The 21,921-nt window shown below is 36.8% G+C and carries 18 protein-coding genes; 8 read left to right on the forward strand and 10 right to left on the reverse strand.

The features are described from left to right. Position 1: 1 nt before the first annotated feature. Together ISU00_RS07155 and rpsU are read right to left on the reverse strand one after the other, a co-directional pair. Complete coding sequence (locus ISU00_RS07155) at positions 2-745, reverse strand: NYN domain-containing protein (protein ID WP_228853369.1); 744 nt, start codon at positions 743-745, stop codon at positions 2-4. 3 nt (positions 746-748) lie between these two features. After that, positions 749-943, reverse strand: coding sequence for a 30S ribosomal protein S21 (rpsU, locus tag ISU00_RS07160; RefSeq protein ID WP_228853370.1), 195 nt, complete (start codon positions 941-943; stop codon positions 749-751). Between the two features lie 457 nt (positions 944-1,400). Between rpsU and ISU00_RS07165 the strand changes: the two genes are divergently transcribed. Beyond that, positions 1,401-1,946 carry an RNA polymerase sigma factor gene (locus ISU00_RS07165; RefSeq protein ID WP_228853371.1) on the forward strand — a complete coding sequence of 182 codons (546 nt, stop codon included), beginning with the start codon at positions 1,401-1,403 and terminating at the stop codon, positions 1,944-1,946. Beyond that, positions 1,933-2,718, forward strand: a complete 786-nt coding sequence (locus ISU00_RS07170; RefSeq protein ID WP_228853372.1) for an anti-sigma factor — start codon at positions 1,933-1,935, stop codon at positions 2,716-2,718. The genes ISU00_RS07165 and ISU00_RS07170 overlap by 14 nt, the downstream gene beginning before the upstream one ends. A 73-nt stretch (positions 2,719-2,791) precedes the next feature. On the opposite strand, the gene ISU00_RS07175 is transcribed toward ISU00_RS07170, so the two are convergent. From ISU00_RS07175 to mobA, 4 genes are all read right to left on the reverse strand, one after another. Continuing rightward, positions 2,792-4,369, reverse strand: coding sequence for a CHRD domain-containing protein (locus ISU00_RS07175; protein ID WP_228853373.1), 1,578 nt, complete (start codon positions 4,367-4,369; stop codon positions 2,792-2,794). A gap of 155 nt (positions 4,370-4,524) precedes the next feature. Further along, on the reverse strand, positions 4,525-6,471 hold the full coding sequence (locus tag ISU00_RS07180; RefSeq protein ID WP_228853374.1) for a M61 family metallopeptidase: 1,947 nt from the start codon (positions 6,469-6,471) through the stop codon (positions 4,525-4,527). A gap of 3 nt (positions 6,472-6,474) precedes the next feature. Further along, the gene (locus ISU00_RS07185; protein ID WP_228853375.1) at positions 6,475-6,846 is read right to left on the reverse strand and encodes a DUF7009 family protein; all 372 of its coding nucleotides are present in this window, start codon (positions 6,844-6,846) and stop codon (positions 6,475-6,477) included. Between the two features lie 85 nt (positions 6,847-6,931). Continuing rightward, complete coding sequence (mobA, locus tag ISU00_RS07190; protein WP_228853376.1) at positions 6,932-7,525, reverse strand: molybdenum cofactor guanylyltransferase; 594 nt, start codon at positions 7,523-7,525, stop codon at positions 6,932-6,934. Positions 7,526-7,645: 120 nt separating this feature from the next. Here mobA and ISU00_RS07195 point away from each other — a divergent pair, with 120 nt between their 5' ends. Genes ISU00_RS07195 through moaA form a run of 6 tightly spaced genes read left to right on the forward strand, consistent with a single transcriptional unit; the run spans position 7,646 to position 13,158 of the window. Continuing rightward, complete coding sequence (locus tag ISU00_RS07195; RefSeq protein WP_228853377.1) at positions 7,646-8,824, forward strand: molybdopterin molybdotransferase MoeA; 1,179 nt, start codon at positions 7,646-7,648, stop codon at positions 8,822-8,824. Then, positions 8,821-9,561, forward strand: coding sequence for a sulfite exporter TauE/SafE family protein (locus ISU00_RS07200; protein ID WP_228853378.1), 741 nt, complete (start codon positions 8,821-8,823; stop codon positions 9,559-9,561). Before ISU00_RS07195 ends, ISU00_RS07200 begins: the two co-directional genes overlap by 4 nt. Position 9,562: 1 nt before the next feature. Next, positions 9,563-9,799, forward strand: a complete 237-nt coding sequence (locus ISU00_RS07205) for a MoaD/ThiS family protein (protein WP_228853379.1) — start codon at positions 9,563-9,565, stop codon at positions 9,797-9,799. A 1-nt stretch (position 9,800) separates the two neighbouring features. Continuing rightward, positions 9,801-11,258 (forward strand): ThiF family adenylyltransferase, encoded by a 1,458-nt coding sequence (locus ISU00_RS07210; protein ID WP_228853380.1) that lies wholly within the window; start codon positions 9,801-9,803, stop codon positions 11,256-11,258. Continuing rightward, on the forward strand, positions 11,259-12,164 hold the full coding sequence (moaCB, locus tag ISU00_RS07215) for a bifunctional molybdenum cofactor biosynthesis protein MoaC/MoaB (protein WP_228853381.1): 906 nt from the start codon (positions 11,259-11,261) through the stop codon (positions 12,162-12,164). A gap of 1 nt (position 12,165) precedes the next feature. Further along, on the forward strand, positions 12,166-13,158 hold the full coding sequence (moaA, locus tag ISU00_RS07220) for a GTP 3',8-cyclase MoaA (RefSeq protein WP_228853382.1): 993 nt from the start codon (positions 12,166-12,168) through the stop codon (positions 13,156-13,158). Between the two features lie 51 nt (positions 13,159-13,209). Here the strand turns inward: moaA and ISU00_RS07225 are convergent, their stop codons facing one another. The 4 genes from ISU00_RS07225 to ISU00_RS07240 all read right to left on the reverse strand — a co-directional run bounded on the left by ISU00_RS07225 (position 13,210) and on the right by ISU00_RS07240 (position 21,919). Beyond that, a complete protein-coding gene (locus ISU00_RS07225) occupies positions 13,210-15,954 on the reverse strand; it encodes a glycoside hydrolase family 97 catalytic domain-containing protein (protein WP_228853383.1) in 2,745 nt (914 codons plus the stop codon). Positions 15,955-15,978: 24 nt separating this feature from the next. Then, entirely contained in the window at positions 15,979-17,634 is a 1,656-nt protein-coding gene (locus tag ISU00_RS07230) for a glycoside hydrolase family 43 protein (RefSeq protein WP_228853384.1), read from the reverse strand. Positions 17,635-17,658: 24 nt separating this feature from the next. Continuing rightward, positions 17,659-19,431 carry a glycoside hydrolase family 43 protein gene (locus ISU00_RS07235; RefSeq protein WP_228853385.1) on the reverse strand — a complete coding sequence of 591 codons (1,773 nt, stop codon included), beginning with the start codon at positions 19,429-19,431 and terminating at the stop codon, positions 17,659-17,661. Between the two features lie 97 nt (positions 19,432-19,528). Beyond that, complete coding sequence (locus tag ISU00_RS07240) at positions 19,529-21,919, reverse strand: glycoside hydrolase family 127 protein (RefSeq protein ID WP_228853386.1); 2,391 nt, start codon at positions 21,917-21,919, stop codon at positions 19,529-19,531. Positions 21,920-21,921: the final 2 nt, after the last annotated feature.

The raw sequence follows: 21,921 nt of genomic DNA on the forward strand, positions 1-21,921 counted from the left end.
ATTATGTACTTTTAATTTTTACATAGATCAAATTCCTATTTCCTTTAGGGTTTTTTCGTTTTTCTATTTCAACCTTTGGAATTGATTTTACCAAAGGAGTTAATTTTTTAAAACCATAATTTCTGGCATCAAAATTTGGATGTCTCTTTTGCAACAAGGCCCCAATTTCTCCAAGAAATGCCCAACCATCTTCATCTTCAACATCTGAGATAGCAGATAAAATTAAACGTTCAGCTTTTGGAGAAATCTGTTCTGTTTTCGTAAATCCTCTCCTGCTGTTAGAAGTGTTTTTTTGATCTGTGTCAGGTTCATTTTTAAGTATTTCCAAATAAATAAAACGATCGCACGAAGCAATAAAAGGTTGAGGTGTTTTTTTCTCACCTATCCCATAAACGACCATACCGGCTTCTCTTAAACGGATGGCTAATCTTGTAAAATCACTATCACTTGAAACTAGACAAAACCCATTCACCTTCCCAGAATATAAAATGTCCATAGCATCTATAATCATGGCGCTGTCTGTTGCATTTTTTCCTTGGGTGTAAGCGTATTGTTGTATGGGGGTGATGGCGTTTTCTAACAGCACCAATTTCCATTTAGAAAGATGCGGTTTCGTCCAATCTCCATAAATACGCTTAATACTAGGATTACCATATTTTGCAATTTCCTCTAACAAATCTTTCACGTAGGTTGAGGGGATATTGTCGCCATCTATTAGGACTGAAAGATTGAGATTAGTTTTCATTCTTTATATATCTTCTTTGACCTTTAACCCTTGTTTATAAATTGCCTTGTTCAACTGGTTGCGTTTTTGAATTGATTTTTTAGTGAAATATTGGGTCTCACGAATGTTTTGGAGTTGTTTCACGTTACGCACTTTACGTTTGTACCTTTTTAGGGCTCTTTCTATTGGTTCTCCCGGATTAACTGAAATAATTATCATTTGGTTTTTTTTATTAATTCTGGCGAGACAAAAGTATCTAACCAATGAAATGAACCTATTCTGCCTAGTGGTTCACGTTTTTTGAAATTTAATTTTCAATCAATAAGATTGTTATTCAATTCAATTTAGGCGGTAATCGTCATTTGGAATCGACCCGATTTTTATAAAAAGAGAAGAATGTATAATGTATGCTAAAGATTATACTCCGAATGTATAAAATAGAATAGTTTATAAACTTGAAGTATTTACTGATTTGAGTAACCCCTTAGTTTGAAAGGTATTCTAATTCTATAAAGGAACGCATTTAAATTAGAATCTTGTAGGGAATTATCACTTATTTATTTAGTTCCTAAATTCCAATAGTTTAAATTTACGTTTAATATAAGTTCATTTATAGCTTTCTTAGGTTAATATGAAACTAGACCGTGGCTTATATTGCATCCTACAAAAACTATAGATGAGTTTAGACGAATTGGTATTACGTTTTAAAAAGAAGGACGCGTCAGCTTTTGAGCGTCTTTATGAAATGTATTCCCAAAGTATACAGGGAGTGATAGCCAATGTTGTTCGAGATGAGGCAAGAGCAAAGGAAATTTGCCAAGATGTGTTTATGAAGGTTTGGGAGAAGTCCGACATGTACGACAACTCTAAAGGAAGATTTTTTACTTGGATTTTAAATATTGCTCGCAATGCTGCGATAGATGAGACCAGATCTAAACATTTTAAGGAACAAAAACGAAACCTTACCACTGAATCTTTCGTAGGTAGGTTAGAAGCCCAAGATAGCACTTATTCCGAAGAGCATTTCAATATCCTTAACCGTATGGTGAAAGGTCTTAAAAAGAAATGTCTTCAAATAATTGAAATGCTTTATTACAAAGGTTTTACCCAAAAAGAAGTTTCGGAAGAATTAGATATTCCTCTGGGAACTGTAAAAACGCGTAATAGAGCATGTATAGGTAAATTAAGGGAGAATTTGAACGATAACGATGGACGTAGCTAATTACATAGATTCTGGGATACTAGAACTGTATGTTGCCGGACAACTTTCCGAAAAAGAAAATTTGGAAATTGCCCGATTGGCTGAGCTACATCCTGAAATTAAATCTGAAATTGAAAGAATTGAAGAAGCTGTCAAAATTTTGGCTGAAAATCTTTCCGACATTAAAGCGTCAAGTTTTGAATCGATTCGACCTCGCCTCGGGCAAACCGAAATTAAGGTCGAAAAAGTCCGACCGTTACCATGGCTTACTTATACGGGTTGGGCTGCTGCCGTTATTGTCGGTTTAGGTCTTTTCTATACGTATCAGCAAAACCAAGAATTACAACAGGTTGTTGATACTCGCAATCAAGAATTGATTGAATTAAAAGATTCTGTTTCTTCAACACGTGAACGATTAGTTGAGACCAATGGACTACTAGACAAACTAAGGGATCGAGATTTATCTGTCATTTCTCTCGCAGGACAACAAGTTGCTCCAAATTCTTACGCAAAAGTTTATTGGAACAAAGATCAGGACCGTGTCTTTGTAGATGCAAAAGGTTTACCAGAACCACCGAGAGGTATGGTATACCAAGTGTGGTCTTTAACTTTAAATCCATTAACACCTGTAAGCATAGGTTTATTGGATGAATTCGATACGAATGACCAACGTCTTTTTGAATTAGCGAATGCCAATGAATCTGAAGCCTTCGGAATTACACTAGAACCTGCTGGTGGAAGTGAAGCTCCAACAATGGAACAGTTATATGCTCTTGGGGCAGTTAGTCCGTAAAAATAACCCACTACTTTATAAGACTAAAAAAAGGCCCATTTAGGGCCTTTTAACATTAAACAGTACTTACACATTAATTTGCATTAGCTCCTACATTGCCTTGAGCAATTAAAATGTCTAACTGTTCAGCAGCTAAATGCACATTAATATAACCATCAATGCTTGTCATTGCTGTATAGTCTATGGCAGTACCAGAATCTAATTGAGAAACATTTGTGTAACTTATACCGCTACCACCGTCTACACTAGTTAAAGAAATTGCAATAGCACCTGGTGCATTAGCAACGGATCCAGTATGGATATGTGCAGGGTGTGTCATACCGGTGGTTGTTCCATCCAATTCTATTTTTACTAAGGTCTCACCATTTAAGCGTTCCATAAATGTAGCCGTTCCACTAATCGCTGCATTCGCCACAGAAGATAAGGCATACGAATCCATCGTGCCTGTTAGCTCGTTCTGACCTATATCTCCTTGAGCTACTAAAGTTCCTAAATCCTCAGCACTTAAATGTACATTGATGTAACCATCGTACATTAAGAGATCGTCATAAGAAATTGCTGTACCATCATCTAGCATCCCAATTTGTGTCATACTCATACCGGTGGTACCGTCAATAGGAGTAAAGGTGATTGCAATACCACCTCCTTCAGCAGCCGTGTTATTATGAATATGTGCTGGATGCATCCCTTCGTCAGGTGTGCCTTCTAACATTATTGTGGCTAAGGCAGTACCATTAACACGTTCTGTAAAAGTGGCTGTTCCCATGATACCTTCTACATCCTTGCTCATTAAATCGTACGTTTTGCTCTCTGCGGTTAATTCATTTTGGCCGATATCGCCTTGTGCCACCAGAGTTCCTAAATCATTAGCGCTGAGGTGTATATTGATGTATCCATTGTAATCTAATAGTTCATCATAGGTTATAGGAGTGCCATCGTCTAGCATTTCAATACTTGTCATACTCATACCAGTAGTACCATTAACCGGCGTAAAGGATATAGCAATTCCACCACCTTCGGCAGCAGTATTATTATGAATATGGCCTGGATGCATACCTCCGTCTGTCGTTTCTTCTAGCATAATAGTCGCTAAGGTTTTGCCGTCTACACGTTCGGTGAATGTCGCTGTACCCATAATACCGTCCACATCTTTACTCATTAAATCATAAGTTTTTGTTGTTGAGGTTAGCTCGTTTGTTCCTATGTCTCCTTGGGCAATTAAAGTCGCAAGATCGCTAGCGCTTAAATGCACATTGATATAACCATCAAACTGAATTAGGTCATTGTACAAAATCGGACTACCGTCATCCAAGGCAGAAATCATTGTTAAGCTCATTCCACTGGCGTCAACAGGATCTAGTGTAATTGCAATATCACCTCCTTCTGCTGCGGAGTTGAAATGTATGTGCGATGGATGTGTTCCGCTACTAACACCCATTAAGTTAATTTGAACTTCTGTACTCCCATCCCTTTGTTGCATGAACGTGGCTGTACCAGAAATTGAAGGGTTCGACTTTGCATATAATTGAAAAACTTTAGAATCACCCATAAATGGAGGTTCATCCATATTGTCATCATCATTGTTGCAAGAGGTAGTAAGTATAAACATACTTATAAACCCAAAGGTTAAAAATTGTTTTAAAATCTGCATTGTATTGGTTTTTAGTTAAACATTTTACAATACCTACGAGATTTTTTAAGTAGGGTTCGGTTCTAAATCTAAAAGTTTTGTTAAAGTCTTGAAATCAAAGCGAAAAAAAGCAGTCTTATAGGACTGCTTTGCTAATAATAATATGTATTTAATGTCTATGAACCGTGTAACCAGGAGTCTTTCAAGGCTTGTTTAGACTCATCGGTAAATTTAAAACCTTCACCTTCAGCATAGTTGTTAACAGCGTTGCCAGTTAAAAGTAATTCGTTTCCATCTCGTCTCACTTTAATCTCAACAGGAGTGCCTTCAGGAATTCCATACCCCATCATTAAAAAGTCATTTATCTTGGAAATATCAACAGTTTTGCCATTAAATTCAAGGAATACATCACCGTCTTTTATTCCCATGGCCTTATAAAACTCGTTATTATCTTCCGGTATGGAAGCTACAATTTCGGTCCTTGTTTCGTTAGGCATAATATATGGAGTTTGCCCGATTATGAATATTACTGGTTGAACCACTTGAGCTGTTGTGCGCTCAATACCCATGCGATTTAAATAGGCATCGTAATCTATAGAGCCACCTTCAACTATATATTTTTGGATAAAATCTCCCACTTCTGGATATGTCAACTCAGTAAATTTGGGGATTAATTCAGAATCATCAAATGGTTTTTTAGGACCATATATCTTTGCCAATTCGCCCATAACATCCAATAAACTTTTGTTCCCTCCAGATTTCTCGCGAATAATAATATCCAAGCACATACCCATTAAAGCTCCCTTCAAATAAACATTAGGATATTGAGCTTTCATTTTTGGTTCAAGCACATTTTTACTCATTTCTGTAAATGACAGCTTATCATCCATTCCTTGCGAAAAATTGATCTTTTCCATCATTTTCGCAAAAAATTCATCTTCTGTATATAGACCTTCATAAACCTGAAAATGTTGTGCAAAATATTCCGTGATGCCTTCATACATCCAAAGATGCTTGGACATTTTAGGGTGTAGAAATTGGAAATCTTGAATTTCCTTAGAATGCACTTTTAGCGGAGTTAGAGTGTGAAAAAATTCATGTGAAATAACATCCACAAGGTCTTGGCTTCCCATAGTTTCCCTAAAAACGGCTACGGTTGAAAAATTGTGTTCTAAAGCGCCAATTCCCTTGGCATCATCTTCGTCTTCCGAAGTAATGTAACACAAAACAGCATATTTATTGGTTCTATTAATCGGCCCTAAATAATTCTTTTGAGCCACCATCATTTTCTTCAAATCGGGTGTTAAACTTGCGGCACTAATCCGATTAACCTTTGGTGAATATACCGAGAGCAATACTTCCATCCCATCGATATCAAACTTTTCAAGGTTAGGGGTACTGTACATAATAGGTGAATCAACCAAATCGGCGTAACGATCTACATTAAAAACATCAAGTGAATTGCTTGGGTTTTGGTCATTTAGGGCGGAGGCATCTATAAGTGTTTCCGGATGGGAAATCGTAACGGAATATGGAAGTTCCTTACTCCCTTGGAAGTAACCTATAAATCCACTCATATTTAAAACGAAATTCTTGCCAGCTAAAATATTAGTTCCTGCTGGTGAAAAAATCGTTTCCGAATTTTCATCAAAGGGGTTGAATCCTACCTCTGTATCGAACGTATCATTTACTAAATAAGAGATATATGCCAAATTTTTGGCATTTGATATTAGCCATGTATTTGTTGTGGTTTTTGTAGCCGTTAAGAGATTGTTTTGCTTGTCGAAAGCTTGGAAATCATCTAAATATTTACCATAATCATGAATAGCATATGTGCCGGGTATAATTTTTGCCATTACATAGCTCAGTGTGTCAGTATTAATTTGGATGTTTGGCGCCACAACAACTTTGACTCTGTCATTGTTAACATTCACTAAATCGATATTTGCATTAATTAGCTGTGGTCCGTTGACCGTAGTGCCCTTAGTTCCTCCGCATGAATAAATGAGAAGAGTGATAAAAACGGCTAAAAAATAAAAATTGGATTGAGGTCTTATGGGTACATGCATGTATTTATGAATATTATTCCTGAAAGTTTTATAATGTTTTAATTGAATATACAATTGTTAGGTGTTTAACGGGTGCGGGTAATTGTCCGTTTCATCTTCCATCGGACGTTTGTGGAGGCATTGAAAATCCTTTTCCACTAAAATATAATTTTCTCCCTCTATCTCACCATTTAATTCGTTTGTATTGTCTAATCCTACCAAATCTGAATTGGTCCATTTCTCAGCCAAAGGGGAGGGAATATGTACAGTAATTAAATTTTGCTTAAAGCTAGCAGAGATGACATGTTTGTCGGACTTTTTCAGAGAATATTTAAGACTGTTTTCTCCAAAATTTAAATGCTCTGTAATTTCACCCATTTTCTTAAAGGTGTCAACTTCAGATTGTGTAAGCCTTAATCGGATTGTATTTCCTTTAATTCTAAGTTTCATAGTATCAATTTGTAAAATTATTGATAAAAGTGACTTTTTAAGTACTCTTTAAGAAAAACTTGAGATCCAATTCCTGAAATTGTTTTCATCCCATAGCCCCCAAAATTTCTTCTGCCAATTGGATATCCTTGGGACTATTTACGTTGAATGTTTCAATTTTATCTTCAATAACTAATTCGGCAGATTGAATTGCCGATAAAAATGTCATTAGTTTTAGGTTGTTATTCTTTAAGTTTTCAGCAATGAACTTGCGCAATACGGTCGGATAAATGCCAACTAAAGGCTGTCGACCATCACTTGTTTTCAGCGTAATTACTCCATGTTGATTTTCTTTTGCAGCAATCAATTTACCTAATGTCTTGGTAGTGATAAAAGGTATATCACAACTAAGAATTAAAATTTCGTTGGCTTTTGTGTAGCTCATGGCTGTGTAAATTCCTCCCATCGGCCCTTTGTTAGGTTTCATATCCTTCAAAACCGGTAAACCAAAATTGAGATATTCTTTTGAATTTCCTACTAAGTAGATATTCTCGGCAATAGGTTTTAGGGCATCCATAACATACGAAATTAAAGCCCTGCCATTTATTTTCACAAGGCCTTTTTCCGTGCCCATGCGACTACTTTTGCCGCCACAGAGAATATATGCATCTGCTATTTTATGTTTAGGACTGTTATTCAATTATTGAAATACTTGAAAATTAAATTACGAAATTATATGAATTTTCATAAGTAAAGGTTAGTAACAGGTATCAACTATTTTAAATAAAATTATATAACTTCCATGTTTCAAAATTCACGTATGATTTTATTTGAGAAGGCGCTAGAATGCATTAATCTCAATTTGCCGAAAAGAAAATTTGTATCCTGTAAAATAACAGAGATTATTGATGGAATACTGGCCGAAGATATATACGCACCCATTTCTTTACCGCCATTTAGACAGTCCGCAATGGACGGATATGCTTTTAAATATTCTGGAAACAAGACTTTAAAAGTTATAGGAGAGGTTAGGGCAGGTGAGTTCTTTAATCCTTCATTGAATAACAATGAAGCTGTAAGAATATTTACAGGTGCAAGAGTTCCAGATGAAGCCAATACTGTAGTTATACAGGAGCATGTAGAGCGAAATTTAAATGAAATTACAATTGCTAAAATCCCTGAAAAGGGAGATAATGTTAGGGATGTTGGCGAGCAGATAAAAAAGGGAGATTTAGCGCTAAAAAAGGGGAATGTTTTAAATAGTGCCAGTATAGGTTATCTGGCTAATTTTGGAATAGAAAATGTACCGATTTACAGGGCTCCAAAAGTTAGTGTTATTGGTACAGGTGATGAGTTAGTTGCTCTAGGAAATCAATTGGAAGAAGGAAAGATTTACGATAGTAATACCTTAATGTTGCAATCTGTTCTAAAAAAGAATGGTGTGGAAACAGTTTCGGTGACAAAGGCAGTCGACACCTTGGAAGATGTAACGAGGGAAATTAATAAAGCTCTTGAAATTTCTGACCTCATTCTTATTTCTGGTGGAATTTCCGTAGGAGATTACGATTTTGTTCGTCAGGCCTTAATTGATATAGGGGTTGAGGAACTATTTTATAAAGTAAATCAGAGACCTGGAAAACCTCTTTGGTTCGGTAAAAAAGAGGATAAATTAGTAGTTGCCCTTCCTGGAAATCCTGCTTCCAGTTTAAGCTGTTTTTTGGTATATGTGTTGCCAATTATCCGCCATTTAAGAGGTCTGGAATTTAATCATAATATACAAAATGCTAAGTTTGAAGGAAGTTTTCAGAATAAAACTGGTAAGCAATTGTTTTTAAAAGCCGAGCAAAAAGACGGTAAAATTTCACTTCTTTCACATCAAGCCTCATCCATGCTACACAGTTTTGCTTTAAGTAATGCCTTGCTTTTAGTTTCACCATCAATAACTGAATTAAAATCGGGTGATATCGTACCGTATATTAATATCGCAAACGATTTATGATTGGGGAACCTTTATATTTAATTGGGTTTTTGGCAATCCTTATTGTGGTTGCTTTTTTATATTCTAGCATTGGTCATGGAGGTGCTAGCGGTTATTTGGGTTTGATGGCACTTTTTAGTTTGCCAATGGATGTGATGAAACCTTCTGCCTTATTGCTCAATATAGTCGTGGCGGGAATCTCCTTTTGGTTTTTCAGAAAGCACAAATATTTTAAACCAAACCTTTTCAAGGCATTTGCCATCTCCTCTATTCCTGCAGCTTTCATTGGAGGTTATTTAAATCTTAATCCATTGATTTATAAGAAGATTTTAGGAGTTTTATTAATTTTTGCTGTTTTGAGGATGATAAATGTGTTTGGAAAGCCAACTAATCCAAAGCCTTTTAGTTTTAAACTAGCCTTGGTAATAGGTTTTTGTATAGGTTTATTTTCTGGTATGATTGGTATAGGGGGTGGCATTATTCTTAGTCCAATTATTATTTTGCTCGGCTGGGGATCTTTGAAGGAAGCTGCCGCGGTTTCAGCTCTCTTTATTTTTGTAAATTCTATTGCTGGAATTATTGGTTTCTCGATTAATGGAGGAAGCATTCCCACAGAAGCATTTTATTTTATACCTTTTGCTTTGGTAGGAGGAATTTTAGGAAGTTATTACGGCAGCAAAAAATTTGGCAATAATACCTTGAAATATGTGTTGTCTGTTGTGCTGTTAATAGCATCAATAAAGTTATTTTTGGTATAGTATGAAGGTAAATGTGAAATATTTTGGGGAAGTTGTAGATCGCACCAATAAAGGTGAGGAGGCAATTACCATTGAACAAAATCGATTGTCTGAACTTGTAGAAATACTCAATGAGCGATATCTTCTTGCCGATTTAAATTTGCAGTTTGCGGTTAATGAAGAGATTATCTCAGATAGCAGTTTTGTTTTAGAAGAAAGTGATGAGGTGGCCTTATTGCCACCATTTGCAGGAGGTTAATATGAAGCGATATCAACCACAAATAAATTTGCCCAATTTTGGATTGGAAGGTCAGGCCAAATTATCCAATGCCCATGTTTTGATCATTGGTGCTGGTGGTCTTGGTAATGCTGTAGCATCGTATCTTGCGGCCTCCGGAGTTGGTACGTTGGGCATCATTGATGGCGATGAGATTATGGCCTCAAACTTGCATCGGCAGGTTCATTTCAATCCTACTGATGTGGGCAAAAATAAGGCTCAAGTTTTAGCCGATAAGTTATCTAGGCAAAATCCTGAAATTCACATTTATACCTTACCGTTCTTTTTGGAATCAAATAATGCAATTGACCAAATTCAAGGAGTAGACATTGTTGTGGATGCCACTGATACTATCGAGGCAAGATATATTATCAATGATGCTTGTGTAATTTGTGGGAAACCTTTTGTCTATGCTGCCTTATATCGACACGAATTTCAACTGTCGGTCTTTAACTATAATAATGGTCCAACTTATAGATGTTTGTATAATAATGCAACAGCAGGAAATTTAAGTTGTACAGAAACAGGTGTTTTGGGTACAACTGCGGGTATAGCAGGATTAATGCAAGCAAATGAAGTTTTTAAAATTTTGCTTGCTGATGAACATGTTTTGGCGGGAAAAGTCCTAGTTTATAACGTTTGGAATCATCGATCTCATCAATTCAACATTAAAAAGAACACAGAGATTGAAATTGATAGGGAACAGTTTGACAACTATAGTAATGTCCTAGGATCAGTTTCTCTCAGTTTGATTGATTTGAAAGAGAGCATTTTGGTTGATGTGCGAGAAATTGGGGAAAAGCCCGTGCTTCCAAAAGATCAAATTCTTGGGCTGCCAATGTCTGAACTCTATTCAGCGCCTGAAATACTTTCACCTAATAAATCCTATTATTTTTTCTGCCAAACAGGCAATAGAAGTAGGGATGCTGTCGAAAAGCTAAACGCAAAGGGATTTAGAAATCTTTATGTTTTAAAGGAAAATGCACCTGAATTATTAGAGTTTTTTAATAATAAAAGTCCTTTGAAAATTTATCAAGGAGCTATTCCAGAAAGGGTCATTTCAGAAACCATGGAAAGCTATAAAAATATGCATAGCGGGGCTTTCGACTTTTTTATTGGCAGGGTACGTGCAGATGAAGTTGAGGGTAGTGTGGTTACTGATATTGAATTTACCTCGTATGAGGGGATGGCTGTAAAAACCACTGAAAATCTTATAGAAGAAATTAAGGAAGAGTATCAATTACATGAGGTTCAGATTTTTCATAGTTTAGGAATTGTACCAGCTGGGGAAATTTGTTTTGTAGTTTTTGCTTCTAGCAAGCATAGAAAGGGCTTGTTTAATGCAGTTGAGATTTTGGCAAAACGCTTTAAATCTGAAGTGCCTATTTTTGGAAAAGAATTGTTTCAGGATAAGGAATATCGTTGGAAAGTAAATACGTAGATGGTAGATATAACTCACAAATATAATACCCTTAGAACTGCTGTTGCACAATCTATTTTGAAGGTGAGCAGGCAGGAAACTATTGATGCCATCAAGAACGGTAAGGTGCCAAAAGGAGATATTTTTCAGATGGCTAAAGCGGCAGGGCTTTTTGCTGCTAAAAACACCCATTTTGCAATTCCCGATTGCCATCCATTACCAATTGAGTATACCGATTTGCAATTTCAGATTGATGGCTTTGATTTAATTGTCGAAGTTTCCGTTAAAACGGTTTACAAAACTGGAGTGGAAGTGGAGGCTATGCATGCTGCTTCAATTGCAGCCTTAACTATGTACGATATGCTTAAGCCAATTGATAAGCAAACAGAAATTACATCAGTGAAGCTACTCTCTAAAAAAGGGGGCAAAAGTGGTATATCTAAAACGGATATTAGTAATCTAAAGGCAGCTGTGATTGTATGCTCCGATACTGTTTCTGTTGGAAAAGCTCAAGATAGTTCGGGTGCTTTTATTAAATCTGAATTGGAAAAATTTGGATTGGAGGTTGGCGATATTATTATTATTCCGGATGATAAACTGACTATTCATGAGGCACTTCAATCTAAACTTTATGATAATCAATTGTTGGTATTTACAGGAGGAACCGGCCTGGGACCTCGGGATGTTACACCAGACGTGCTCGAACCTTTAATTGAGAAACGACTTTGGGGAGTTGAAGAAGCCATGAGATCTTATGGTCAAAATAGAACCCCTTATGCTATGCTTTCGAGAAGTTTAGCCGGAATCATAAGTGAAACAGTAGTTTTGGCACTACCGGGATCTCAAAAAGCTGTTGAGGAATGTTTGGCGGCTATTTTGCCACAACTATTCCATATCTTCGATATAATGAAAGGGGAACGACATTAATATGACGCAAATCTTAACAGATAGTTTTGGCAGGGAACACCAGTATTTGCGGATTTCATTAACTGAGAAATGCAATCTGCGTTGCACTTATTGCATGCCTTCTGACGGTGTTGTTTTAAGCCCTAAGGACCATTTAATGACTGCAGATGAAGTTATTACTTTGGCGAAACTGTTTGTGGAAAATGGTGTAAACAAAATCCGATTGACAGGTGGCGAACCTTTATTACGAAAAGATTTCGATGATATTTTATTGCGTCTTTCGGACCTAGATATTGAACTTTCTCTTACAACAAATGGTATTTTGGTCGACCGCCATTTGGAAACCTTTAAGGCTTCAAATATTGATACAGTAAATTTAAGTTTGGATACACTGAGACCAGAAAAATTCAAATTAATTACACTTCGAGATCAATTTAAAAAGGCTTCAGAAAACATTGATTTACTACTCAATGAAGGTTTTAATGTTAAGATAAATGTGGTATTAATTTCAGGCTTTAACGATGATGAAATTATTGATTTTATTAATCTAACCTGTGAAAGAAATATCCAAGTTCGTTTTATTGAGTTTATGCCGTTTTTAGGAAACCGTTGGGATAGGTCTAAATTGGTTAGTGAACAATTCATACTTGATGAAGTATATGCTGCATTTTCAAATTCAACTCGCTTACCAGAGCCAAGAAATCTAATTTCCAGGGACTATAAAATAGATGGCTATTTAGGTTCATTCGGAATAATCAGCACTATGACCAATCCATTTTGCGATGGTTGCAACAGAATACGTCTTACGGCAAATGGAAAATTAAAGAATTGCCTATTCTCCCAATCTGAAACAGATTTGCTGACTCCTTATAGAAATGGTGAAGATATCTTGCCTGTTATTCAAAAAGCTATTTGGGCCAAACGAGCTAAACGGGCCGGTATGGACACTTTTGAAACCATGACGGATCCTAAATACTTCGAACAAAACCGCAGTATGATTACAATAGGGGGTTAACCCTCTAGAATTTTTTTAAAACAAAACTGCTTTTTTATTTTAGTCAACTGCTTATTCTTCAGCAATAATTAAAAATCCACCATTTTTAGGGATTTCAATACGTGTGTTTTGTGGTTTTTTAATTGTTTCCTCTACCACTTTACCTTCAAGTTTATTATTGTCAGTATAGACCTTAGCCTTTATTCCCTTTTTTAACATTGGTAAAGCAATATCTTTATTGATTATTTGCTCTTGTGCATTAACTCCAGCGATATACCAAGTATTTCCATGACGTCTAGCCAGTATAACATATTTTCCAGGATATCCATCAATCAATTGTGTTTCATCCCAAATAGTAGGTACTTCTTTCATAAAATCGATCGCCCATTTTGGCGCATCATTTATATTGTTTGGCGCCAATGCAAAATGTTGCACCCCACTTTGAAATAACACAGCGGTAGCTAACTGAAATACATCTGATGTAATGCGATGACCACCCCACATTGCGTCGCTATTGGTTGTATTCCAATAGTCATTTAAAACGGTTCCTCCGAAATCCATGCTTCCTACTGCATTACGTATAAAGGGATGGATGGAAGCCTTAAAGGCTTCTTCCTCGCAGTGACTTTGTGCAAAGTGTAAATTTTCGCTAGCTAAAACCGCCTCGCTCGAGGCATAATTAGGGAACATTCGCTCCCAGCCCCTTGGAAGGGTACAGCCATGAAATATGCATTGCAATCCATAATCATTTGCATCATAAAGAATGTCCTCATATAATTTCATAACCATTTGTTTATCACCGCCAAAGAAGTCAACTTTAATACCTTTTATGCCAATTTCCTTTAACCAAGCCATTTCCTTTCGTCGGGTAACCGAACGATCCATTATGTTACGTGGTCCTTGTGGAGCGTCATTCCAATACCCGTTAGAATTATACCATAGATACAAGCCAACTCCTTTGGATGCTCCATATTTTGCTAATTCTACTATTTTTTCTTTGCCTATTTTAGTGTCCCAGTAATTATCTACAAGTATGGTTTGGTAGCCCATTGCGGCACTTAAATCCACATATTTTTTTTGATCTTCAAAAGTGATGCTTTCATCCATGCCAATTACCCAGCTCCAGGTGCCTTTTGTATAATTATATTTTTGGGAAGCTGCGTATAAAGGTTTAACAACATCAAAAGACACCGTTGTTTCAACTATGGGTGCTAAACTCTCGCCAAGGGTTATAGTTCTCCAAGGGGTTTCACCGGGAGTAGTGACACCAGGAGAGGAAGTTCCATTTCCATTGTTTTCATCAGGCATTGGAAAACCAATGGTGTATAAACCGTTTTCTTTTCCAAGTAATCTACTTCCGCAATATTGGCTATCCACCCCTGTTTCAGAAAGTAGAACCCAACCTTGATCGGATATTTTAAATAAGCAAGGGAAGGTATAGCCAAACCCAATGCCATTTTTACCCATAGGGGCATCCACTTCATATGGCATTTCATAACTTGGCATTGTACGCGCAAAACCTACCATTGGACGGCTTTGCGGAGTTAAAAAGGTTGTTGTGCCTTCCGGGAAAACAAATCCTGTAGCTTCCTCTTTAACAACACAACTTTTACGTTGGTTTTGGGGATATAAATGATACCGGTATGCGATGTCGTTATTGCTCACCCTAAAAACCAGGTCAAATGCAGGTAGATCATCTTTTAAAAATGTAAGTATGGCCTCAGTTGCATTGTATTCCACATTACTCTTCTTAATATTCGGGAGGCTATAAACATCCTTGATGGTAGAAATTTGAAAAGTGTCAACTAGGGTTAAATTGTATCTGAAATCGCCAACATTGGTATTAAGCCCAAGTGGAGAAGGTTCTACAAATAATTTACCATTAAGTGAAACCTCATAGACGGGTTTTCCTTCCCTCGTTGCCACCTTAATTTCAATATTTTCATTGGGGCTTTGAAAAGTATGGGTAACTGTTGAATCTGAATAACCAAGTAATTTCAACATCTTATTAGCATACCGTTTTCCGAGTTTGCGATATCCTGAAGCCGTAAAATGAATGATATCTGATTGGCTTTCGCATCCATCTGAAGGAATTACGTAAGAATTTGGAAGAACATCCGGAAGTGTAGCAATGATAGTATTCATGCTTGCACAAATTCCATTTTCATCTTCTCCAACCACTTCACCAGCTAAAAGAGGGACCTCCTCAGGATTTAAATTTAAATCCCTAATAAGTTGATTATATACCGTTTTAACCTTAGTCGGCCATGTTTTATCACCGGTGTTGGACTCCCCTTGATGAAGTAAAAATCCTTTTATCACACCATCTTCTTGTGCCTTTTTGGCCATAGCAACCAATCGATCATATGGATTACCACCATAATTCTCAATCCATCCCACCATCCAATCAGGTGCAGTTTTAGCATATTCTTGAAAGGTTTCTTGTTGAAACAATTCAATTTTGCAACCTGGAACAGAAACATTTATTATGCCGACCTTAATACTATCAGGGAGTTTTTGAACCATTTTGCGCCCAAAATAATCTGCGGGTGATAGGCCTGATTTGCAACCTGCTAATGGCGGTATTGCCTCATACCAATTACCCAAAGATCGACCTTGATCCGGGCAGTCCATTGTGCTCATCATTTTAAAACGTGGCGATACAATGGAATCTTGTTTTTCTGCATCTACAGAACCTGCCATATTTGATTGTCCGAAACTAAGGTAAATATGAAAATTTGAATCTTGGGAATAAGCATGCTGGGTTAGGGAGAGCCAAGAAATAATAATAACAGAAATTAGTTTTAATTTGAACATGATGGTATTGAGAATAAGCGTTTATTATTGGAAAGGAACTAGGTTTTCGGGATGACGTTCATAATGAAAATAATCAACATCTATATAGCCCCCTGAGGTTTTAGTAGCATAATTGAATATTGCAAATTTGGTCCCCATAAAAAGTCGCCTCCAGTCGAAGATCATTTTAAATTCAGGCCCAATTTGGGTCCATTTTTTATTGTCTAAACTGTAATAGAACTTTGCAATGTCTTTATCAACATTAAAATCACCTTCAATTTTGAGATAAATAATATCTTCATTTATTTCAACCGATTCTTTAATATCTTCCTCAACGTTAGTCACAGCTTTGGTATTTGGGTCTAAAGCAACAACGTTGGTGACCATTCTTAATGTTTTTTTACCCTCTTCATTAGAAATTCTCAGAATGCCAGAATCGCCATTGAAAGCAGCAAAGCCAGCTCTATCACCGTCCTTCATCCCTGATAAATTTAAACTTACAATTCCTGTTGAGGTCGGGCCTTCCATACGCTGTGTAAGGGTATTTGGAGCCAAATAAAGATTGTCAACAACTCTATTTGTTTTAAGGCGAAGATATCCGGGCCTTTCTATTAATGACCAGGCATTATTAATAGGATTGTGGTTCCATTGCCAATTAATTTTTAGTTTATCAGAATTAAATTCGTCGCTTTCAACAATATGCCTTCCAGTGTCATGGGGCTTTAAAGGAATTGTATCATGTAAAGGAACTTTGCCAAATTCATCGCCTAACATTGGCCAGCCGTCTTCCCATGTTACTGGCATAAGTAGAGGTACTCTGCCGACTCCATTTCGGTCTTGGAATATCAAAGCATGCCAATTTCCATTTACATCATCAATAATAGCGCCTTGGCCCGCATAATAGAAACCAGCAAACTCAGATTCTAAAATCACCTTCTTTTCGTATGGGCCAGTGATATTGTCAGCTCGATAGCACAATTGTCTTCTGGGTTCACCTCTTGGCCATGAAATCATGAGTAAATAATACTTGCCGTTATGCTTTACAACTTGGCTTCCCTCCAAAAGTCCGGTTTCTGTGGAGTCCCTTTCAAAGATTTTTATATCAATACCACCAGGCATCACTCCAGACAAATCAGGTTTTAATTCAGTTAATTCACCTGTTCCATAAAAAGCATAAACTTTGCCATCATCATCAAAAAAGAGCGAAGCATCATGGAAATGTTTCATTCTACTTATAAGCTCCCAATTACCCGTTTTAGGATCTTTGGATTTATAAAAGTATGATTTGAAAGGCTCATCATTTGGAGAAAATAAGACATAGAATTCACCATTATGGTACCTAATTGATGAGGCCCATTGCCCCCGTCCATAGACAGTTCCTTCCTTAAGGTTATATTTTGGTGTATCGGTTAGACTGTCAAAAACATAGCTCGCAATTTCCCAATGCACCAAATCTTTTGAAGTCATAACAGGTGCACCAGGCATTAGGTGCATTGTAGTGCTTATCAAGTAAAAGGTGTCATCCTTCCTTGTAATCGACATGTCTGGAACATCCGCCCACATAACTGGGTTGGTATATGCAGTATAGCTAGTATCTTTTTCAATTTCAGTATTTTGTTTAGATGTAATATTGTCTTTACAACCAAATAGGAGAATTGATGTAACTATAACTATGGTATAATTTATTTTTTCAAATCGCATTATACTTCATTAAATAATTACAGTTTAATTTGGCAAAATATCATTAACCTGAGTTGCATATAAGCCCAACAAACATCCGGTAAATCCACCGGCAACATCTGTTGAAAGGATATCTCCTGAAACAGTACCACCAAGATTTTGGAAATTTTCTCCATCTAGGGAATAGCTAAATGTGTATTTATCACCTTCAGCTGTAATCTGTAATTCGATGGGATTATTATATTCAATCTTTTTGCTTGCAACTACTTCCGAAATTATAGGGCCTTTTCTTCCTGGCCATTTATTTTTGTGTAGTACCATATAATAGTCATTTCCCTTTTTTGTTACGCCCATTACGTAGTTTGATCCTTCATTTTGTAATGCCACTACACCGGCCAAATCTTTTTCCGAATTTGGTTTGTAATCCATTGTTGACCTAAATGTAAAGGAGAGGTGTTGTTGTCGTCGGAATAGGGTAGAGGTGGGCCTAACTTCCTTAATATTGGCTGCAAAAGGTGTAATCTTAATTCCCTTTTTAGTTCTCTCGGTAAATGCTTCCTTCGGTCCTCGAAGTCCTATCCAACTGTGGTCTAAAGTTTCAGACTGAAAATTATCAGTAAAAGTGAAATTGCCATTAGGTTCATATCCGTTTTCCCCTGTTTTGTTTTCTACCCCTTCAGGCATTTTTAATTTGGGTTCAAGAGGAATTAAACCATTTTCAAAAATCGGATATTCACCACTCCAATCAACAGGCAGAATAAATGTTTCACGACCAGTATTCACACGATTTTCTTCGTTAGGCCTAACCGCTAAAAATACACCGTAATATTCTCCATCTGGACCCTCCACCAAATCAGCATGACCTGCCCAATCCACTTTATTTTTTCGATCCTTATTTAAATAGCGTTGACTTAAAATTGGGTTGTTATTTGCTGGAATATATGGTCCCTTAGGACTGTCACTCTTGAAAATAACCTCACTATGCCAGCCACCTGTACCTCCTTCTGCGCACATTAAGTAATAGGCGCCATTCTTTTTGTAAAGATGTGGAGCTTCAATCCAAATTGGTTTGTCCGCAAGATCAACACCTCCATTTACAATTATTTTATCTGTACCTAGAATTACTTTATCATTCTCAACATCATATTCCCAAATTTTTATTACTCTGTGCCCGTTGTATAATTCCGCACCTTGGTCTGGAGCATCATTATGTACCACATAACCTTTGCCATCGTCATCGAAGAAAATTGAAGGGTCTATTCCTCCAAACCCTAATTTAATTGGGCTATCCCAACCTTTTTTTGGGTCTTTACTTTTCACAATAATGTTTCCAAGTCCGCCAGAAAAGGCAGTTACAATCATATAAAAGGTGTCATTGTGAGGATTATATGTGATGCCTGGGGCATACACACCCTGACTTATACCTGAGTTATGTGGATTAAATTCGTTAATATCATCCAATACTCCGCCCAAAGATGTCCAATTGACCAAGTCTTTTGAGTGAAAAATTGGTACGCCGGGAAACATAGCAAAAGAGGAACATACCATGTAATAATCATCACCCTTTTTGGTAATTGCAGGGTCTGGATAACACCCTTGTAAAATTGGTGTGTAGAATTCATCCTCCCTTAATGGATTTTCTTGATATATTGAATCATTTCCTATGTAGGTGGCTTGCAAAAAGATAGGGCCCTCTCCATTTTTGGTTGGGGGTTTAGGAACAGTCGACGCAATTGTGGATAAACTTATCGATAATAAACAGAGGCTAGTAAAAAGTTGTTTTAGGTTGTTAAAGCTGAATAGGATTACGTATTTCATCGTTAAATTTTAAAAAAAATTATTGTCTTCTGATTATTCAGGCTGATTATCCATTTGTCTTGGTTTTTATTTTAGTAGGGTACTTACTAATTTAGAGTTACTCATTCTCAATAATTCTAACAAAATATACTTGACTCGTACCTGAACCTTCCTCAGCTTGGAATTTTACCCTGACTTTTTCTTTGCCTTTAAGAAGTCGATTAGGTATTTGATAGGAAGCTTCTTTAAATTGACTCGTATTATTTCTATTTTCAGTATTTACAGATGCAATTTCTTCATCATCAATAAGGATTTTGAAGTTTTTTGAACTCCATTCAAAGCCCCAATAACGCACCAACAAACTCAGATCTAATTTTTTATCGGTCTTCATTTGATAGCTGAAGTAGCCGCCATTATATGCGTCTCTCCAAAACTGGTCTTGGGCATTGCCTGAATTAGATTTTTCTGTTTGCATAAAATGGTCACTTTCAGGTTGCTGTTCCCCAGTGCCGACATAATCGATAGTCCGTCTTTCCAAATTGAGTTTAGCCTTTTCAAGCTGAGCAAGAGAATCCACGTATTTTTCATACTTTTCTGGGCTTAGGGTCAGCCAATACATCATATATCGGGAATCATGCAGTTGGAAAAAGGGTTCTAGAATGAGGTTCTCTCCATTTAAAATGTTGAGATTAGACGTTTTAAACTTAAGGGGTTCTCCAGGCACAGGAATCAATTTATCGCCAATTTCTGTTAGATCTTCCTCAATAATTATAGGCGCCTTATCAATGGGAAGAAGTTCTCCATGAGCTATATGTGCCCAACGACTATCATCTGCTAAAAGACCTTCTAATTGTTCGGAACCTGTTTTGGCAGCCAATACAATAGGGCCATGCATAAATGCTTTATAGTTGGGAACATTAGGCAATTGTTCTGTGGTTGTTTTCATTGGCAAATAAATTTCCACTATATCTCCCTTTTTCCAATTACGTGTTATTTCAATATAACTTGAAGGGGAATTTAAAATATCTACAGCCTTACCATTGACAGAGATTTTTAGGGCACCCTTTTCAACCCATGAAGGATAACGAATCATTAATGGGAAATTCGCTGTCCCTTCTATGATTGTGAGTTTTGAAGATTCTTCAAATGGGAACTCGGTTTCTTGTTTAATCTTTATTCCTTTTTCCTCCCAATTCAATTCCGATGCCACAAAGAGGTTGAGATAGAGGGCACCTTTGCTATGCGTATAGATAAATTGTGAATATTTCCCATGATTTTCCATGCCACTTCCTACACAGCACCACATGCCTTCATTTGGAACTGAATAAACTCGGTAATGCCTCGGCCTGGTAGGTGTAAAATAGACATAACCCCCATGTCTTGGGTGTTGGGTAGAAAGGATATGGTTATACAATGATCGCTCATAAAAATCGACATACTTGGCTTCTGGATTTACTCTAAATAGATCTTCCGATAATTTCAGCATGTTGTAGGTATTACAAGATTCTGGCCCTTCTATTTCATTCACAAAGTCAATACTGGCTGATACACTAGGAAAATGTTCCTTTCTACTATTACCGCCAAATGCTAAGGAACGATTATCCGTTACTGTTTCCCATAAAAATTCGCCAGCTTTTAGATAGGTGCTATCTTTGCTAAGTTCACCAATCCGTTCAAAGCCAACAGCTTTTGGCACTTGTGTATTAGCATGCTTGTTATCTAGATTATCAACACCTTCTGCCATAGGAAATAGAATGTCATGGTGAGAAAAGCGTTTAGCAGCTGTTATATATTTATCATCACCCGTCATTTGGTATGCATCCGCAAAAATCTCATTCATTCCTCCATGTTCTATATCCAGCATTTTTTGCATTTCCTCCTCAGAAAGTGATGAAGTTATCTCTATTCCCCAATCACAAAAATTAAGGAATAAATCTTTGGCTTTTTTATCGTTTGCATACAGCCAAGCGTCGCGTAGGCCAGCATAGGTTTTATGGAGATTGTACCATGGCACCCAAGCTCTTCGCAATGGATTTAAATTTCCTTTTTGTAATGAAGACCATATCTCGGCACTATTGGGAACACCACCAACATATCCTTTTCCCCAATCGGGATGTTTTGACCTATTGCTTTGTGCACATTGCTTTAGTTCATCAATCATGTAGTCCATTCGATCTTTGCACAGGCTGTTTCCTGTTGATGCATAATTCATGGCCATGGCGGAGAGATAATGGCCGCCAATATGACCATCTAAGCCATCCCAATTTGGATAGGAGGATGCTTTTGGTTGAAGTCCAGCTTCTTTTCTGTAAGGAGCTAAAAGGCGATCTACATCATATTTTAAGAGTACATCTATGTTGAGATCTCTAGCATGTTGGAAAATTCCGTCTTGTAATGTTACATCCTCTAATGGAAATTCATTAGGGTATAGTTTTTCCTGAGCGGTTATATTTGGTACTACTATAAAGTAAAGTACTACGAAACAGATTACCTTAAGTCTATTTTTCATAT

It is taken from the genome of Aegicerativicinus sediminis, assembly GCF_015476115.1.
Taxonomy (GTDB): Bacteria; Bacteroidota; Bacteroidia; order Flavobacteriales; family Flavobacteriaceae; genus Aegicerativicinus; species Aegicerativicinus sediminis.

Excerpts from the sequence above, each read along its gene's own strand:
- rpsU (WP_228853370.1), bottom strand. The coding sequence starts at position 943 with ATGATAATTATTTCAGTTAATCCGGGAGAACCAATAGAAAGAGCCCTA.
- ISU00_RS07235 (WP_228853385.1), bottom strand. The coding sequence starts at position 19,431 with ATGAAATACGTAATCCTATTCAGCTTTAACAACCTAAAACAACTTTTT.
- ISU00_RS07155 (WP_228853369.1), bottom strand. The coding sequence starts at position 745 with ATGAAAACTAATCTCAATCTTTCAGTCCTAATAGATGGCGACAATATC.
- ISU00_RS07205 (WP_228853379.1), top strand. The coding sequence starts at position 9,563 with ATGAAGGTAAATGTGAAATATTTTGGGGAAGTTGTAGATCGCACCAAT.
- ISU00_RS07165 (WP_228853371.1), top strand. The coding sequence starts at position 1,401 with ATGAGTTTAGACGAATTGGTATTACGTTTTAAAAAGAAGGACGCGTCA.
- moaCB (WP_228853381.1), top strand. The coding sequence starts at position 11,259 with ATGGTAGATATAACTCACAAATATAATACCCTTAGAACTGCTGTTGCA.
- moaA (WP_228853382.1), top strand. The coding sequence starts at position 12,166 with ATGACGCAAATCTTAACAGATAGTTTTGGCAGGGAACACCAGTATTTG.
- ISU00_RS07195 (WP_228853377.1), top strand. The coding sequence starts at position 7,646 with ATGATTTTATTTGAGAAGGCGCTAGAATGCATTAATCTCAATTTGCCG.
- ISU00_RS07225 (WP_228853383.1), bottom strand. The coding sequence starts at position 15,954 with ATGTTCAAATTAAAACTAATTTCTGTTATTATTATTTCTTGGCTCTCC.
- ISU00_RS07175 (WP_228853373.1), bottom strand. The coding sequence starts at position 4,369 with ATGCAGATTTTAAAACAATTTTTAACCTTTGGGTTTATAAGTATGTTT.
- ISU00_RS07185 (WP_228853375.1), bottom strand. The coding sequence starts at position 6,846 with ATGAAACTTAGAATTAAAGGAAATACAATCCGATTAAGGCTTACACAA.
- ISU00_RS07230 (WP_228853384.1), bottom strand. The coding sequence starts at position 17,634 with ATGCGATTTGAAAAAATAAATTATACCATAGTTATAGTTACATCAATT.
- ISU00_RS07170 (WP_228853372.1), top strand. The coding sequence starts at position 1,933 with ATGGACGTAGCTAATTACATAGATTCTGGGATACTAGAACTGTATGTT.
- ISU00_RS07210 (WP_228853380.1), top strand. The coding sequence starts at position 9,801 with ATGAAGCGATATCAACCACAAATAAATTTGCCCAATTTTGGATTGGAA.
- ISU00_RS07240 (WP_228853386.1), bottom strand. The coding sequence starts at position 21,919 with ATGAAAAATAGACTTAAGGTAATCTGTTTCGTAGTACTTTACTTTATA.
- ISU00_RS07200 (WP_228853378.1), top strand. The coding sequence starts at position 8,821 with ATGATTGGGGAACCTTTATATTTAATTGGGTTTTTGGCAATCCTTATT.